At 68.7% G+C, this 14,904-nt stretch carries 16 protein-coding genes, 1 other RNA gene, 1 pseudogene and 1 riboswitch; of the genes and pseudogenes, 14 read left to right on the plus strand and 4 right to left on the minus strand.

The window, feature by feature from the left end; all coding sequences use genetic code 11:
* From nrdR to thiL, 10 genes are all read left to right on the plus strand, one after another.
* Positions 1-537 carry a transcriptional regulator NrdR gene (gene nrdR, locus AC3DET_RS14085; RefSeq protein ID WP_192202052.1) on the plus strand — a complete coding sequence of 179 codons (537 nt, stop codon included), beginning with the start codon at positions 1-3 and terminating at the stop codon, positions 535-537.
* Between the two features lie 3 nt (positions 538-540).
* The gene (locus tag AC3DET_RS14090) at positions 541-1,053 is read left to right on the plus strand and encodes a GNAT family N-acetyltransferase (RefSeq protein ID WP_446538165.1); all 513 of its coding nucleotides are present in this window, start codon (positions 541-543) and stop codon (positions 1,051-1,053) included.
* Between the two features lie 3 nt (positions 1,054-1,056).
* Entirely contained in the window at positions 1,057-2,154 is a 1,098-nt protein-coding gene (ribD, locus tag AC3DET_RS14095) for a bifunctional diaminohydroxyphosphoribosylaminopyrimidine deaminase/5-amino-6-(5-phosphoribosylamino)uracil reductase RibD (RefSeq protein ID WP_337731533.1), read from the plus strand.
* Positions 2,155-2,163: 9 nt separating this feature from the next.
* Complete coding sequence (locus AC3DET_RS14100; RefSeq protein WP_446538163.1) at positions 2,164-2,925, plus strand: class I SAM-dependent methyltransferase; 762 nt, start codon at positions 2,164-2,166, stop codon at positions 2,923-2,925.
* 157 nt (positions 2,926-3,082) lie between these two features.
* A riboswitch (FMN riboswitch) is annotated at positions 3,083-3,229 on the plus strand.
* 138 nt (positions 3,230-3,367) lie between these two features.
* Positions 3,368-3,979, plus strand: coding sequence for a riboflavin synthase (locus AC3DET_RS14105; RefSeq protein WP_488392024.1), 612 nt, complete (start codon positions 3,368-3,370; stop codon positions 3,977-3,979).
* Positions 3,976-5,070: a 3,4-dihydroxy-2-butanone-4-phosphate synthase gene (gene ribB, locus AC3DET_RS14110; RefSeq protein WP_488392025.1), complete on the plus strand. Its 1,095-nt coding sequence runs from the start codon at positions 3,976-3,978 to the stop codon at positions 5,068-5,070. The genes AC3DET_RS14105 and ribB overlap by 4 nt, the downstream gene beginning before the upstream one ends.
* A 65-nt stretch (positions 5,071-5,135) precedes the next feature.
* Positions 5,136-5,603, plus strand: a complete 468-nt coding sequence (ribH, locus tag AC3DET_RS14115; RefSeq protein WP_488392026.1) for a 6,7-dimethyl-8-ribityllumazine synthase — start codon at positions 5,136-5,138, stop codon at positions 5,601-5,603.
* Between the two features lie 22 nt (positions 5,604-5,625).
* Positions 5,626-6,093 carry a transcription antitermination factor NusB gene (nusB, locus tag AC3DET_RS14120; protein ID WP_337731529.1) on the plus strand — a complete coding sequence of 156 codons (468 nt, stop codon included), beginning with the start codon at positions 5,626-5,628 and terminating at the stop codon, positions 6,091-6,093.
* Position 6,094: 1 nt separating this feature from the next.
* Positions 6,095-6,346: a helix-hairpin-helix domain-containing protein gene (locus AC3DET_RS14125; RefSeq protein WP_488392027.1), complete on the plus strand. Its 252-nt coding sequence runs from the start codon at positions 6,095-6,097 to the stop codon at positions 6,344-6,346.
* Positions 6,347-6,353: 7 nt separating this feature from the next.
* Entirely contained in the window at positions 6,354-7,307 is a 954-nt protein-coding gene (gene thiL, locus AC3DET_RS14130) for a thiamine-phosphate kinase (RefSeq protein WP_488392028.1), read from the plus strand.
* 138 nt (positions 7,308-7,445) lie between these two features.
* Here the strand turns inward: thiL and AC3DET_RS14135 are convergent, their stop codons facing one another.
* The 3 genes and pseudogenes from AC3DET_RS14135 to AC3DET_RS14145 all read right to left on the minus strand — a co-directional run.
* Positions 7,446-8,834, minus strand: a complete 1,389-nt coding sequence (locus AC3DET_RS14135; protein ID WP_488392029.1) for an FAD-binding oxidoreductase — start codon at positions 8,832-8,834, stop codon at positions 7,446-7,448.
* A 29-nt stretch (positions 8,835-8,863) separates the two neighbouring features.
* A complete protein-coding gene (locus AC3DET_RS14140) occupies positions 8,864-9,253 on the minus strand; it encodes a YraN family protein (protein WP_446538158.1) in 390 nt (129 codons plus the stop codon).
* Positions 9,243-10,508, minus strand: a pseudogene (locus AC3DET_RS14145) (penicillin-binding protein activator); the annotation flags it as partial. The gene AC3DET_RS14140 and the pseudogene AC3DET_RS14145, both read right to left, overlap by 11 nt.
* Before the next feature lie 215 nt (positions 10,509-10,723).
* Between AC3DET_RS14145 and rsmI the strand changes: the two are divergent.
* The 3 genes from rsmI (at position 10,724) to rnpB (ending at position 13,152) form a co-directional block, all read left to right on the plus strand.
* Positions 10,724-11,554: a 16S rRNA (cytidine(1402)-2'-O)-methyltransferase gene (rsmI, locus tag AC3DET_RS14150; RefSeq protein WP_192202040.1), complete on the plus strand. Its 831-nt coding sequence runs from the start codon at positions 10,724-10,726 to the stop codon at positions 11,552-11,554.
* 27 nt (positions 11,555-11,581) lie between these two features.
* On the plus strand, positions 11,582-12,754 hold the full coding sequence (gene chrA / locus AC3DET_RS14155) for a chromate efflux transporter (RefSeq protein ID WP_488392030.1): 1,173 nt from the start codon (positions 11,582-11,584) through the stop codon (positions 12,752-12,754).
* A gap of 48 nt (positions 12,755-12,802) precedes the next feature.
* Positions 12,803-13,152: RNase P RNA component class A (gene rnpB, locus AC3DET_RS14160), an RNA gene on the plus strand.
* A gap of 202 nt (positions 13,153-13,354) precedes the next feature.
* Here rnpB and AC3DET_RS14165 read toward each other — a convergent pair.
* Positions 13,355-14,125, minus strand: a complete 771-nt coding sequence (locus tag AC3DET_RS14165; RefSeq protein WP_488392031.1) for an NRDE family protein — start codon at positions 14,123-14,125, stop codon at positions 13,355-13,357.
* 321 nt (positions 14,126-14,446) lie between these two features.
* Here AC3DET_RS14165 and mraZ point away from each other — a divergent pair, with 321 nt between their 5' ends.
* Positions 14,447-14,893 carry a division/cell wall cluster transcriptional repressor MraZ gene (mraZ, locus tag AC3DET_RS14170; RefSeq protein ID WP_142125694.1) on the plus strand — a complete coding sequence of 149 codons (447 nt, stop codon included), beginning with the start codon at positions 14,447-14,449 and terminating at the stop codon, positions 14,891-14,893.
* The last annotated feature ends 11 nt before the right edge of the window (positions 14,894-14,904 follow it).

Consider the following 14,904-nt stretch of genomic DNA (forward strand, 5'->3'; position numbering starts at 1 on the left):
ATGCACTGCCCCTTCTGCCAGCACACCGATACCCGCGTGATCGATTCGCGCGTATCCGAGGACGGCGCGACGATCCGTCGTCGCCGTGAGTGCGAGGCGTGCGGGGAGCGGTTCTCCACGCTGGAGAACATCGAGATCAAGCTGCCGGCGGTCATCAAGGGCGATGGCCGCCGCGACACCTTCGATGCGCGCAAGCTGCGTGCCGGCTTCGACCGCGCGCTGCAGAAGCGGCCGGTATCCGAAGAACAGATCGAAGCGGCCGTACGCGCGGTGATCCATGCCATCCGCATGAGTGGCGAGCGCGAGATCGCCTCGCGCAAGATCGGCGAGTTCGTCATGAACGAGCTGCGGAAGCTCGACCATGTGGGCTACGTGCGCTTCGCCTCGGTCTACCGCAGTTTCGAGGACGTGGCCGATTTCCGCGAGGAGATCGAGAAGCTGGAGCGCGACCTGCCTGCGGGCGCCGGCCAGCTCTCGCTGCTGGGCGGTGATGTGGTGCCGTTCGACAAGCACGCGGACAAGAACAAGAAGCGTTGATTCGTGCACATCGACTGGATCGGTCGGCACCGGCAGTACATACCTGCGCTCGCCGCGTGGCACCACGCCGAATGGGGCGGCCTGTACGACGACTGGACCCTGCAGGCGGCCACCGATGAGCTGGAGGATCACGCGGCGCGCACGTCGGTGCCGACGACGCTGTTGCTGATGGATGACCGGGCGCTGCTGGGGTCTGTCAGTCTGCTGCTGGAGGATGCGCCGGCGCTGCAGGATCGCGGCAGTCCCTGGCTGGGCAGCCTGTTCGTATTGCCGGAGGCGCGCGGTCGTGGCGGTGGACGGGTCCTGGTGGATGCCGCCGTTGCGCACGCTGCGCAGGAAGGCGTGGCAGTGCTCCGGCTGTTCACCCTGTGGCATGAGGATTTCTACACCTCGCTGGGCTGGCAGGTCGATGAGTGCACGTCGCTGCATGGGACACCGGTGGTGGTCATGTCCATCCGGCCCGCGCAGCGCGTGGCGCATACTGGTTCACATGCCCCTGACGTGCCGCGTGGATGACGCATGACCGAATTCGCTTTTTCCTCCCTGGATCACACCTGCATGGCGCGTGCGTTGCGTCTGGCCGAACGCGGGGCGTACACCACGCGTCCGAACCCGATGGTGGGTTGCGTGATCGCGCAGGGTGGGGAGATCGTGGGTGAAGGCTGGCACCAGAAAGCCGGCGGGCCGCACGCGGAGGTGTTCGCGTTGCAGGCGGCGGGCGAACGCGCGAAGGGCGCGACGGCCTACGTCACCCTGGAGCCGTGTGCGCATACCGGTCGCACGGGCCCGTGCGCGGATGCGCTGATCGCGGCGGGTGTGGTCCGGGTGGTGGCGGCGATGCGCGATCCCTTCCCGCAGGTCGATGGTGCCGGTTTCGACAGACTGCGCGCGGCAGGCATCGCCGTGCAGTCCGGACTGATGGAGACGCAGGCGCGGCGCCTGAATCGTGGATTCCTGTCGCGCGTCGAACGCGGCAGGCCCTGGATGCGGGTGAAGCTGGCGACCAGCCTGGATGGCCGCACGGCGATGGCGAACGGGGATTCCAAGTGGATCAGTGGTGAAGCCTCCCGCCGCGACGTGATGCGTTGGCGCGCCCGTGCGGGGGCCATCCTGACCGGCGCCGGTACCGTGCTGGCGGATGATCCGTCGCTGACGGTGCGCTTCGGGGATGACACGGTGTTCGAGCCGCCCCTGCGGGTGGTGCTGGACCCCGGGCTGGCGACGGTGGCGCGCGGCAATGTGCGGCAGGGCGAAGCACCCACGCTGTACATCCATGCCGCGGATGCCAAACCACCGCGCGACACGGCGGTGCAGCGCGTGGTGGCGCCGGCGACGGGCAGCAATTTCGATCTGAAGGCGGTGCTTGAGCTGCTTGGCGCGCGCGGCATCAACGAGGTGCATGCCGAGGCGGGCGCCACGCTGGCCGGCGCGTTCCTTGCCGCCGGGCTGGCCGACGAGGTGCTGCTGTACGTCGCGCCGATGCTGTTGGGCGACCAGGCCCGGCCGTTGTTCGGGGGACTGGGCATCCAGGCGATGGCGGACCGCCTGCAGCTGGAGATTGTCGACAGCCGCATGATTGGCGAAGATCACCGCCTCCTGCTGCAACCTGCCCGCTGACCGCCCGCCATGGTGGCTTTCAAGGATCATTTTTCCGGCGTCGCTGATGTCTACCTCGCTTCGCGCCCCACGTATCCCGAGGCGCTGTACGAGGCGATCGCGTCGGCCGTGCCCGCCAATGCGCGGGTCTGGGAGCCCGGCTGCGGCAGCGGCCAGGCGACGCGCGGGTTGGCGGCGCACTTCGCCCATGTGTACGCCACCGACCCCAGTGCAGCGCAGATCGAGCGCCACTGGGCGAAGGAGCGCGCCGTCGCCAATGTCAGCCTGGCGGTCGAACCGGCCGAAGACACCCGCCTGCCGGACCTCAGCGTGGACCTGGTGGCCGTCGCGCAGGCGCTGCACTGGTTCGACCGCTACCGCTTCTTCGATACCTGCGACCGCGTGCTGCGGCCAGGCGGCGTACTGGCCGCCTGGACCTACCAGGACATCATTTTCGAAGACGACCTGGCCGAGGTGGCCGAAAAGGTCCGCGACGATATCGACCCCTACTGGCCGCCCGAACGCGCCGACGTGGACATGGGGTACGGCGACTACGTGTGGCCGTTCGAGGCCGTACCCACGCCACGCCTGTGGCTGACCGCCGAATGGAACCTGCCCACGTTGCTGGGCTACTTCGGCAGCCTGTCGGCGACCGGCAGCTACCGCGCCGCGACCGGCGAGGATCCGGTCTACGCCCATACACCGGCCCTGGCCGAAGTCTGGGGCGATCCTCAGCGCGTCCGTACCATGCGCTGGCCGCTGATCCTGCACCTGCGCAGGAAAGCCGTGTAGGAGGGGCTTCAGCCCCGACCGGCCGTTTTCCATCCGCAACGGCGCCGGAAGCATCGGGGCTGAAGCCCCTCCTGCAGTGGCGCGGAACGCTGCGTTCAGGGCCTTCGCCGGAGCGAGGCGGTAGAATGCCCCGGCCGGTTCGCCGGCATACCACCAACGACGTCTTCAGGGCGGGGTGCAATTCCCCACCGGCGGTAGGTCGCCCAGCGACGAGCCCGCGAGCGCCTTCGGTCCCGCCGAAGGGTCAGCAGATCCGGTCAGATGCCGGAGCCGACGGTCATAGTCCGGATGAAAGAAGACGGCATCGCCGAGCCATGCGCGAGCGTGGCGTCGTGCGCCTGCCTTCGCGCCCGGAGGCGTCTCCGCTCTGTTCAAGCGAGAGACGTTCCATGCCTTCCACGATTCCCTTTGCGTTCCCCGTCCTCCTGCCGGAGGTGTGCTGATGTTCACCGGCATCATCGAGGGCGTCGGCCACATCGCCGCGCTGCAGCCGCTGGGCGGTGACGTCCGCCTGACCGTCGCCGTCGGCACGCTGCCGTTCGACGCCGTGCAACTCGGCGAGAGCATCGCGGTGAATGGCGTGTGCCTGACGGTGATCGCGTTCGATGCATCGAGCTTCCAGGCCGATGCGTCCACCGAGACCTTGTCGCTGACGACACTCGGTGGCCTGGGCGAGGGCGCACTGGTGAACCTCGAGCGTGCGATGCGCCCTACCGATCGCCTCGGTGGCCACCTGGTCAGCGGGCATGTGGACGGTGTCGGCCGGGTGCTGTCGGTGCACGAGGACGCACGCGCGCAGCGCTGGCGCTTCCGCGCGCCGGCCCCCCTGCTGAAGTACATCGCGAAGAAGGGCTCGATCTGCGTGGATGGCGTGAGCCTGACCGTCAACGAGGTGGACGGCGAGGGATTCGAGGTCGCGCTGATCCCGCATACCGTCTCGCACACCGCCTTCTCGCAGACCGCCGTCGGCGATGCGGTGAACCTGGAGATCGACCTGGTCGCCCGTTATGTCGAACGCCTGCTGGGCGCGCGCGCTGGCGGAGACGCCGCATGAACTTCGCCCCGATTCCCGAACTGCTGGAAGAGATCCGCAACGGCCGCATGGTCGTCATTGTCGACGACGAGGACCGCGAGAACGAAGGCGACCTGATCATGGCCGCCGAGCTGGTGAAGCCGACCGACATCAACTTCATGGTCACCCATGCGCGGGGCCTGGTCTGCCTGTCGCTGACGCGCGAACGTTGCACGCAGCTGGGCCTGGCGCCGATGGTGCAGACCAACACCGCGCAGTTCCACACCAACTTCACCGTCAGCATCGAAGCAGCGGAAGGCGTCACCACCGGCATTTCCGCGTACGACCGCGCTCACACCGTGCGTACGGCCGTGCGGCCGGATGCGAAGCCCAGCGACCTCAGCCAGCCCGGGCATATCTTCCCGCTGATCGCCCAGCCCGGCGGCGTGCTGACGCGCGCGGGGCACACCGAAGCCGCCAGCGACCTGCCGATGCTGGCCGGGCTGGAACCGGCCGGCGTGCTGGTCGAAGTGCTGAACCCCGACGGCAGCATGGCGCGCCGCCCGCAGCTGGAGGTGTTCGCGCGCGAGCATGGCCTGAAGATGGGCTCCATCGCTGACCTGATCGCCTACCGGCTGGCCACCGAGCACACGGTGGAGCGCATCGACGAGCGCGACATCGAGACCGAGTTCGGTCCTTTCCGGCTGGTGACCTACCGCGACCGTATCGCCCATGACCTGCACTTCGCCCTGGTGCGCGGCACGCCCGAGGCGGCCACGCCCACGCTGGTACGGGTGCAGGTGGAGAACCCGCTGAGCGACCTGCTGCACTGGCGGCGCGACGATTTCGGGGTGCACGCCACGGACGCACTGCGGGCGATCGCCGCCGAAGGGCAGGGCGTGATGGTGGTGCTGGCCGAACCCCGCAGCGCCGAGGCGCTGCTGGCGCGGCTTCGCAAGCAGCCCGAAGTGCGCGCCAACGCCAAGGACGTGGGCCAGTGGCGTCGCAACGGTGCCGGTGCGCAGATCCTGGCCGACCTGGGCCTGGGCAGGTTGCGGGTGCTGGGCACGCCGCGCCGGCAGGTCGGCCTGGCCGGATTCGGACTGGACGTGGTGGAGTACGTCCAGCCTTGATCCCCACCGGGCGGACCCGTCACCGCGCCCGGCTGTTAGACTTTCCCACCCCCAAGGAACCCGCCATGTCCCACTACGAAGGCGATCTGCGCGCGCCCGACGGCGCCCGCTTCGCGATCATCGCCAGCCGCTGGAACCCCCGCATCACCGATGTGCTGGTGGCCGGCGCGCGCCAGAGCCTGGCCGGCAACGGCGTGGGCGAAGAGGCGATCGACGTGGTGCGCGTGCCTGGAGCGTGGGAGATCCCGGTCGCCGCCGCGCGTCTGGCCCGAGACGGGCGCCATGTGGCGATCATCGCGCTGGGCTGCGTGATCCGTGGCGACACCCGCCACTACGAGCACGTCGCCGATGGTTGCGCTGAAGGCCTGATGCGCGTGCAGCTGGATTCCGGCGTGCCCGTGCTGAACGGCGTGCTGGCGGTGGAAAGGATCGAGGATGCCGAGGCGCGCGCCGGCGGCAGCCATGGCAACAAGGGCGAAGAGGCCGCACTGGCCGCCATCGAGATGGCGCAGTTGCTGGAACAGTTGCCGTAACCCAAGAATCGCAGGAGCAGACGTGAGCCGACATCATCAATCCCACCGCAAGGACGGCGTCGATCCGGTCACGCGTGCCCGTGCGCGCCGCCGCGCGCTGCAGGCTGTCTATGCGTGGCAGATGTCGGGTGGCGAAGTGGGGCAGGTCATCGCGCAGTTCGCCCATGAGCAGGCGCACGAGATCGCGGACCTCGAGTATTTCGAAGACCTGGTGCGCGGCGTGGTGAAGCATCGCGCCTCGCTGGACGAGGCGCTGCTTCCGTTCCTCGACCGGACGGTCGAAGAGGTCGACCCCATCGAGCGCGCGGTGCTGCGCATCGCCGCCTACGAGTTGATCCACCGCATCGACGTGCCGTACCGCGTGGTGCTGAACGAGGCCATCGAGACCGCCAAGCGTTTCGGTTCCGAACACGGGCACACGTACATCAACGGCGTGCTCGACCAGGCGGCCGTGGCATGGCGCCCCGCCGAGGCGCAGGCACGGCGCTGACGTGTCGGGCGGCGACACACGGTTCCCCCTGGAAGAGCGCGATGCGTTGCTCGCGTTGAAGGGGATGGGCCCTGCTGTCGTGCAGCGGCTGGAACAGATGGGCATTGCTTCGCTGCGCCAGCTGGCCGCCGCAAAACCATCGGAGATCGTCGCCAGTGCCGCAGGGCTGACCGGTTCCAGTTGCTGGAAGAACAGCCCGCAGGCACGTGCGGCGATCCAGTCCGCCGTCGATTTCGCGCGATCGCGCGCCTGACGCCGCCATGAGTGCCGGCGAGTTCGACCTGATCGCCCGCATCCGTGCCCGCGCGGGGACGCGCGCCGACATCGTGCTCGGCATCGGCGACGACGCTGCGCTGTTGGCGCCACCGCCGGGCTTGCAGCTCGTCGTCACCGCCGACACCTTGAATGCCGGCGTCCATTTTCCCGAAGACAGCGCAGCGGCCGACATCGGCTGGAAGGCGCTGGCGGTGAACCTGTCCGATCTCGCCGCGATGGGTGCCGAACCCGCATGGTGCACGTTGTCGCTGTCGTTGCCCCGGTCCGATGCGGCGTGGATCGATGGCTTTCTCGATGGCTTCCTGGATCTGGCAGGTCGCCACGGCATCGCGCTGGTGGGGGGTGACACCACGCGGGGTCCCCTTTCGATCTCGGTGACGGCGATGGGTCTGGTCGAGCCCGGTCGAGCCTTGCGCCGCGACGGCGCGCGCGTTGGCGATGACGTCTGGGTCACCGGAACGCTTGGCGATGCGGCCGGCGGCCTGGTGCTGCTCGACCGCGAACCGGCTCATGCGCTGCGTGCGCGGCTGGATCGTCCCACGCCACGCGTGGAAGCGGGTCGCGCGCTGCGGGGTATCGCCACTGCCTGCGTCGATATTTCCGACGGGCTGCTGGCGGATCTCGGCCATATCTCATCGCGGAGCGGCGTGGGCGCGCAGGTCGACATCGACGCGTTGCCGGCGTCGGATGCGTTGATGGCGACGTTCGATGAAGCGACGCGCGTGCCGTTGCAGGCCAGCGGCGGCGATGACTACGAACTCTGCTTCACCGCACCTGCCGATGCGCGTGGACGCATCGATGCCGTGTTCTCGCAGCTTGATCTGCGGATCACGCGGATAGGACGCATCGTGGCGGGCGAGGGGGTGCAGCCGATGCGTTCCGATGGCACGCCGTGGTCTTCACCGCGCCGCGGTTATGACCACTTTGCGAAGTCCTGAGGCTGTTGTAGGAGCGACGTAAGTCGCGACCGCATGTCGTCGGCGTTCGTGGCCCGGCATCAAGCGCAAGAGGGAACGGAGAAGTCTGTCGGTGGCTTTCACGGCGCGCATGGCGCACGGTCGCGACTCCCGTCGCTCCTACACGGGCTTCCGCGGTGGCAGGACCTTGCCGGGGTTCAGGATGTCGTCGGGGTCGAGCGCGGCTTTGACCGCACGCATCGCATCGAGCGTCGCCACGTTGAACGCATCCGTCATGAAGTCCCGCTTGCTCAGGCCGATGCCGTGTTCGCCGGACAGCGTGCCGCCCAGCGCCAGCACGTGCGCGAAGACCTTCGGCAAGGCCGCATGCGCACGTGCCGTCTCGGCGGCGTCACCGTCGTCATACATGATGTTGACGTGCAGGTTGCCGTTGCCGGCGTGGCCGAACACGACGATCGGCAGCGCGGCCTCGATCGACAGTGCTTCCATTGCCGCCACCAGATCCGGAATGCGCGACACCGGCACCACCACGTCCTCGTTGATCTTGCCGGGTTTGATGGTACGCAGCGCTGGCGACAGGGCGCGCCGTGCGGCCCATAACCGGTCGCGTGCGGTACCGTCCTGCGCGACGTCGAGCGTGAGCATGCCATCGCCTTCGGCGGCGTCGGCCAATGCCTGCAGCAAATACGGCAGCGTGTCGTTATCGCCGTCCGCTTCGACCAGCAGCATCGCACCCGCCTCGGGCACATCGCTGCCGTTGCGCCGGATCAACGCGAGGGCGCTGCGGTCCATGAATTCCAGCATGGTCGGCGTCGCCGGGCGCGCCATGATGCGCGACACCGCCGCCGCGGCCGTGGCGGCGTCGCGGTAGAGCACGCGCAGTCCGGCCTGCGCACGTGGTCGCGGCGCCAGCTTCAGGGTTGCTTCCACGATCAGCGCCAGGGTGCCCTCGCTGCCGACGAGCAGGTGGGTGAGGTCGTAACCCGTCGCGTCCTTGGTGTAGGCGCCCCCGCAGCGGATCAGTTCACCCGCACCGGTCACGGCGACCAGCCCCAGCACGTTGTCGCGTGCGGTGCCGTACTTCACCGCGCGCGGTCCGCCGGCATTCGTGGCAAGGTTGCCGCCCACGCTGCACAGGTCGGCACTGGACGGATCGGGTGGCCAGAACAGGCCGTGGGGTGCGAGTGCCTGTTGCAGGTTGCCGTTGAGCACGCCGGGTTCCACCACCACGCACCGGTCGGCAGCGCGCATGTCGATGATCCGGTCCATGCGCGAGAACGAGACCACCACGCCGCCCTGTGCAGGCACGGCGGCGCCGGTGGTGCCTGTGCCTGCACCGCGCGCAACGATGGGAACGCGATGCGCACGGCATGCGCGCACCAGGGCCAGCACGTCTTCGTGCGTGCGCGGCAGGGCAACGGCCCACGGCATGGCCCACTGGCGCGAATCGTCGCCACCATAAGGACGGCAGGCATCGCCGGTGAGCCAGCTGTCCCCCAGGCGCGTGGACAGGGCTTCGTGCAGTTCGGTGGGCAAGGACGGATTCACGCCGTCATTGTAGGCGCGGCGTGCACGGCTCAGGTTTCGTCGGCGCGGAACGCGTCGCGGATCCAGGTGAGCCGGGGTGCGGCAGGATCGCCCTGCGCGTCGATCACGTCGAACCGGCAGGGGGCATCTGCGAGGGCGGGGTGGTCCTGGAGGAAGCGCAGGGCCGCATGCACCAGGCGGCGACGCTTGCCGGCATCGACCGATGCCGCGCCTCCACCGAAGAGCTGCGATTGGCGGTAGCGCACTTCCACGAACACCACGGTCGGCGTGCCGGGGCGCGTGGCGTCCCGCATCACCAGATCCAGTTCACCGCCGCGGTAAAGGGCGTTGGCAGCCAGATCGGTCAGGCCGGCGCGGCGCAGCAACTCGCGCGCCGCTGCTTCGACGGCTTGCCCGCGTTTCCTGCGGTCAACCGCCATCCGCCACGGGCACGGCCTGGCCACCACTGAACACCGACCACGAGGGCGTGCGCACCACGTTGCCGAAGCCGTCCAGTTGCAGGCGCCCGGTGGCGCCACGGATCTCGGTGTTCGCCCCCAGCGCCAACTTCTCCAGATAGGCCGTCAGCAGCCAGGCGTCATAGCCGAACGCGAACAGCCGTGCGGCAGCACCCCGTGCGGTCGGCACGCGTTCGCCGGTCACGCTGGCGGCGGGCAGTGCCGGCACGCCGCGCGAGGTCCAGGTTTCGGTCGGGAAGGCGATGCCGTCCAGTGCCATGTCTTCCACCGGCTTGCCGGTGCCCGAGGTCAGTTGCGAAGTGCCCACGCGCGTCTTGCCGCCCAGGCCGGCCAGCGCCAGTTGCGGGGTCAGGACGCGCGCCGTGCTGCCGCGCACGGCCAGGAAGACCGCATCGACGCCCTCCTGCGAAGCGGTCGCAAGGATGGTCGACAGGTCGCCGGGGGTTTCGGCCACGCTGACCACCCGCGTGACCTTGCCGCCGCGCTCGCTGAAGCGCTCGCGGAACGCCTGGGATGCGCGGCGGCCGTTGTCGTCGCTGCCCTCGATGATCAGCGCCATGCGGCGCTCGCGCGCCAGCAGATACTCCGCGGCGGCCAATCCATCGTCTTCCGGGGCCAGCGAGAAGCCGGCCTTGCCGTCCGGCGGTGCCACCACGCCGCGATTCAGCACCAGCATCGGGACAGCGAGCTGCGGTTGCTGGAAGAGCGCACTGACTTCGTCGCGGCCGAGCGGGCCGATCACGAAATCGGCGCCTTCGGCCGCCGCGCGCGCGTACGCGGCGGTCGCACCCGCTGCCGTGCCGGTGGTGTCGTAGAACTGCACTTCGGGGCGGCGGCGGTGTTCGCCGTAGTAACCCGCCAGCAGGCCGTCGCGCACGGGTGCGGCGGCGGTGGCGAGGGTGCCGGACAGCGGGAGCAGGACGGCCACTTTCATGGGGGGGCGGTAGCCGTCGGCATCCGCAGGCGGGCGGTTGCCCGCATCGAAATGCCATTGCGTGCCGCGGTCGAATGGGCGCGGCAGCGGCAGGCCGCGGCGCTGCAGCGCGCGACCGGCAAAGTTGTACAGCGGATCGCCAGCCTGCAATGCGGCGGCGTCGCGAGCGAGCGTGGCATCGTCCAGCGTGGCGAGCAGGCGGTCGATCTCGCGCGCGTTGTCGCTGCGCGCCTGCCCGCTCAGGGTGGCGTCCTGCCGGGCCAGCGCCGCGGCATTGCCGAACGCCGGGGCGAAACGCACTGCCGATGCGGTGGGTCCGGCGCCGGGCGTGGTGGCGCAACTGGCCAGCAACGTGGCCAGCAGCAGCGCGAGCAGGGCCCTTGCGGGGCGGATGCGTACGGAAAGCATGCTTGCAACAGGCGGGTTCATGGGCGGCATCGGCGATCGGGCAGGGGAACCGGCTACGATTCTACCCTCAGCCATCGAGCCCCACTGGAATGCCTGCCGGAACCCTGTTCATCGTCGCCACGCCGATCGGCAATCTCGGCGACCTCACGCCGCGCGCGCTGGAGACACTCCGCAACGTCGCGGCGATCTGCGCCGAAGACACCCGGCGCAGCGGCCAGTTGCTGTCGCATTTCGGTGTTTCCACGCCCCTGCTGGCGCTGCACGAGCACAACGAGGACGCCCTGTCGCAACGCGTGGTCGAACGCCTGCTGGCCGGCGACTCGCTGGCGCTGGTCAGCGATGCCGGCACGCCGCTGGTCAGCGATCCGGGTTTCCGCCTGGTGCGTGCGGCGCGCGCGGCGGGCATCAAGGTCAGTCCCTTGCCGGGCGCGTGTGCGGCGATCGCGGCGCTGAGCGTGGCCGGGCTGCCGAGTGACCGGTTCACGTTTGAAGGCTTCCTGCCTGCCAAGGCGTCCGCGCGGCGGGAGCAGCTGCAGCGCCTGGCGGGCGAGGCGCGCACGCTGGTGTTCTATGAGTCTTCGCACCGCATCGCCGAATCCCTCGCGGACATGGGCATGGCCTTTGGCGCAGACCGTCCTGCCGTGATCGCGCGTGAGCTGACCAAGCTGTTCGAGACCGTGCTGGATGGCACGCTCGCCGAGCTGCAGGCGCGGGTCGATGCCGATGACAACCAGCGCAAGGGGGAGTTCGTGGTGATGGTGCAGGGCGCCGCGGACGATGAAAGTGCGCAACTGGTGGAGGGGCGCCGTGTCTACGCCCTGCTCAACGCGCACCTGCCGCCATCGGCGGCCGCCAAGCTGGCAGCCGAGATCACCGGCGCGCCGCGCAAGGCGCTGTACGGAATGAAGGCGGAAGACTGATGGCGTGGCGCAAACCTCGTTGACGCCATGGAAGCGTGGCGCGTCTTCGTTGTTTTCCTGCGTCTCGGGCTGACCTCGTTCGGCGGGCCGATCGCCCATCTTGGCTACTTCCGCGAGGCGTTCGTGGTGCGTCGTCGCTGGCTGGACGAGGCCGGGTACGCGGACATCGTCGCGCTGTGCCAACTGTTGCCAGGGCCGGCCAGCAGCCAGGTGGGCATGGTGGTCGGCCTGGGCCGTGCGGGTCTTCCCGGTGCGCTCGCGGCCTGGTGTGGCTTCACCCTTCCTTCCGCACTGCTGATGATCGGCCTGGGTGCCGGCATCTCGCGTGGATGGGGCGATATCCCGGAGGGCCTGGTCCATGGACTCAAGCTGCTGGCGGTGACCGTGGTTGCGCATGCGGCATGGGGAATGGCGCGTGCGTTCTGCCGGAATGCGGCCACGTGGCTGCTGATGCTGGGGTGCGCGGCGGTGCTGATCGCGTGGCCGGCGGCATGGATGCAACTGGCCGTCATCGTCTCGGGTGCGGTGGCAGGGCTGGCGTTGCGGCGGGACCTGAAGAGTGCGCCGACGCCATCGATGCGTGGCGTACCCTCGCGCCGGGTGGGCGTCGTCGCGCTGGTTGTGTTCACCGCGTTGCTGATGCTGCCGTGGTGGCTGTCCGGGCCAGGTTCTTCCGCCGACGTGTTCGGTCTTTTCTATCGCGCGGGCGCGCTGGTGTTCGGCGGCGGGCACGTGGTGATGCCGTTGTTGCAATCGGGTGTGGTCGCGCCGGGCTGGTTGGCGCAGGACGCCTTCATCGCGGGCTACGGCGCGGTGCAGGCGGTGCCGGGACCGATGTTCACCTTTGCCGGCTACCTGGGTGCGTCCATGAGCGCTGGATCCGGCGGGTGGGCCGGCGGCTTGCTGGCACTGGTCGCCATCTTCCTGCCCTCGTTCTTGCTGGTCGTCGGGGTGCTGCCGTTCTGGCACCGCATCGTGGCGCTGCCGCGCATGCGTGGCGTCCTGGCGGGCATCAATGCGGCTGTGGTGGGCCTCCTGCTTTCAGCGCTTTACGATCCGCTCTGGACGGAAGCGGTGTCCGGGGCATGGGACGTGGTAGCCGTGGTTGCGGGCATCGCCGCGCTGGCGATGCGGGTGCCGATGGCGTGGGTCGTGCTGGGGATGCCTCTGCTCGGCATGTTGCTGCACGCATTCCCCTGATCATTCGCGACGGGCCGGGGGCGGCAGCTGTGCGACAATGCACGCGGCGGAGCCGGCCAGACAGTCGCGTCATTGGAAACAATGCCGAGGAAAGTCCGGGCTCCACAGGGCACGGTGCCAGGTAACGCCTGGGCGGCGCGAGCCGACGGAAAGTGCAACAGAAAGATACCGCCTAAGACTGTTTCGGCAGGACGGCAAGGGTGAAATGGTGCGGTAAGAGCGCACCGCGAGTCCGGCAACGGACCGGCACGGCAAACCCCACCGGGAGCAAGACCAAATAGGGACCTCATGGCGCGGCCCGCGTCGGGTCCGGGTAGGTTGCTTGAGCGTAACGGTGACGTTGCGCCTAGAGGAATGACTGTCCACGACAGAACCCGGCTTACCGGCCGGCTCCGCCGCTTTCCAAAGCGCCACCGGCGCTTCGGAAAGTCCCAAGGTTTGCGGCGCAAACCTTGGGACCCAGGTCCTTGGCCTCCAGACCCCGCTCGTGCTTTGCGCTCGCCGTCTCCTGACTCAGGGGGCGGGTAAGCAGGTGCTCGCTGTTTTCTTGTAGGAGCGACGTCAGTCGCGACCGCACGACTTCAGACGTGGAAGGGTCGACTACGCGCCCGTTCCTATCCGCAATGTCGTCTCCCCCTCGAACACCCCCTCCGGACCGAACCGGCGCTCGCTTATCCAGCCATGTCCGCCGTGGTCGATGGCGATCAGGGTGCTGGCGCGGGTGCCGTAACGGGCGTCGCGAATGAAGGCGGACGAGAGCATTCGCTCCAGGTCCCGTCCAACACCCGTGTCGGGCAGGCGTGTATCCGGCGCGCGGGTTTCGTCCGACAGGGCGTGCCACAAGGGCGCCACGTCATCTTCCCCGGAGGCGACCCACGCGGCCAGTCGTTCCTTCAGGGCCATCGTCTTGGGCCAGGGTTCGTCCAGGTCCCCATTGGAGACGGCGTGCAGGCCGGGTGCCAGGGCGATCCGGCGTGGAGTGGGGTAGTTGCTGACGTATTCGCATGCGACCGCATCGGCCAGCACCAGATTGAACGGGGCAAACCCTTCCGCCGCCGTCAGCAGACCCGCCGCCCGATGGTCGGCGCCGTCGGGAGAGCCCAGGAATCCCGCCGCCAGGTGGCCCCGGGAGGGCGCCCCCGGCACCTGGATGGCCGGGTCGCGCACATTGGTCACCACCGCCATCCGGCCCTGCTGGTCCACGCCGGCCCAGGTGCCGCCCGACTGGAGGTCGCGGCCCGCCAGGACGCCCGGCGCCTCGGCCCAGGCGGCCAGCGCTGCGGTCGGGCGCCCGTGGAACTCGTCACGGTTGCCCGCCAGCAACAGCCGCCAGCGGGGATGGACGTTCCAGGCGAGCGCGACCAGGCACATGGGGGGATTCTGGACCGGTGGTTTGCGCAGTTCCACTCCGGCCCCTGCGTCGCCGTCAGCCGATATGTGAAACGACGATCACCTCACTGAATCCTTCCTCAATCTCAAAATTTGAGACGAAACAGCAACTTGTGGATAAGGCTTGAACAAGTCTCTGAAGTTTGCTGCAAGCCATTGATCCGCCAAGCGATTTCCCTTCCGCTTTCCTGTTGACAACCCTGTGCGCAGTGCTAAGGTGGGTAGCAGAGGGAAAACCGGGTTTTTAGTGGTTTTCCGTGGTTCAATTGATCGCTCTTTTAGCGAACCGGGAAGGCAGGGGCCGTGTTTCAGGGTGAGACCGCCATCACAGTGGACGACAAGGGACGGCTCGCGGTGCCCACCGCGTACCGCGACCTCGTCGCGCGCGAGTGCGGCAATCGCCTGGTCATCACCTACAACCCCTTCGAAGCCGGCAGCCTCTATCTCTACCCGGAACAGGTCTGGCAGCGCGTACGCGATGACGTCAACAAGCTGCCCAGCACCCAGCGCGCGCACCGCAACCTGCAACTGAAGCTGGTCGGTGCCGCCTCGCCCGTGGAACTGGACGGCAATGGGCGCATCAGCATCCCGGCCAGCCATCGCAGTGCGGTGGGCATCGAGAAGAAGGCCGTGCTGCTGGGCATGGGCGAGAAGTTCGAACTCTGGAGCGAACAGGCGCACCACGCGCAGATCCGTCAGACCCTCACTGACGACGATCTGAGCGCGCACATGCTCGAGCTGCGCTTGTGAGCAAGGGTGAC

The sequence above is a fragment of the Pseudoxanthomonas sp. 97-1-1 genome (assembly GCF_057773125.1).

What these genes read in the sequence shown, in the direction of transcription:
- rsmI (WP_192202040.1), top strand. Translation starts at nt 10,724, where the DNA reads ATGCCTGCCGGAACCCTGTTCATCGTCGCCACGCCGATCGGCAATCTC.
- thiL (WP_488392028.1), top strand. Translation starts at nt 6,354, where the DNA reads ATGAGTGCCGGCGAGTTCGACCTGATCGCCCGCATCCGTGCCCGCGCG.
- nrdR (WP_192202052.1), top strand. Translation starts at nt 1, where the DNA reads ATGCACTGCCCCTTCTGCCAGCACACCGATACCCGCGTGATCGATTCG.
- ribD (WP_337731533.1), top strand. Translation starts at nt 1,057, where the DNA reads ATGACCGAATTCGCTTTTTCCTCCCTGGATCACACCTGCATGGCGCGT.
- AC3DET_RS14165 (WP_488392031.1), bottom strand. Translation starts at nt 14,125, where the DNA reads ATGTGCCTGGTCGCGCTCGCCTGGAACGTCCATCCCCGCTGGCGGCTG.
- AC3DET_RS14105 (WP_488392024.1), top strand. Translation starts at nt 3,368, where the DNA reads ATGTTCACCGGCATCATCGAGGGCGTCGGCCACATCGCCGCGCTGCAG.
- chrA (WP_488392030.1), top strand. Translation starts at nt 11,582, where the DNA reads ATGGAAGCGTGGCGCGTCTTCGTTGTTTTCCTGCGTCTCGGGCTGACC.
- ribH (WP_488392026.1), top strand. Translation starts at nt 5,136, where the DNA reads ATGTCCCACTACGAAGGCGATCTGCGCGCGCCCGACGGCGCCCGCTTC.
- AC3DET_RS14100 (WP_446538163.1), top strand. Translation starts at nt 2,164, where the DNA reads ATGGTGGCTTTCAAGGATCATTTTTCCGGCGTCGCTGATGTCTACCTC.
- AC3DET_RS14140 (WP_446538158.1), bottom strand. Translation starts at nt 9,253, where the DNA reads ATGGCGGTTGACCGCAGGAAACGCGGGCAAGCCGTCGAAGCAGCGGCG.
- ribB (WP_488392025.1), top strand. Translation starts at nt 3,976, where the DNA reads ATGAACTTCGCCCCGATTCCCGAACTGCTGGAAGAGATCCGCAACGGC.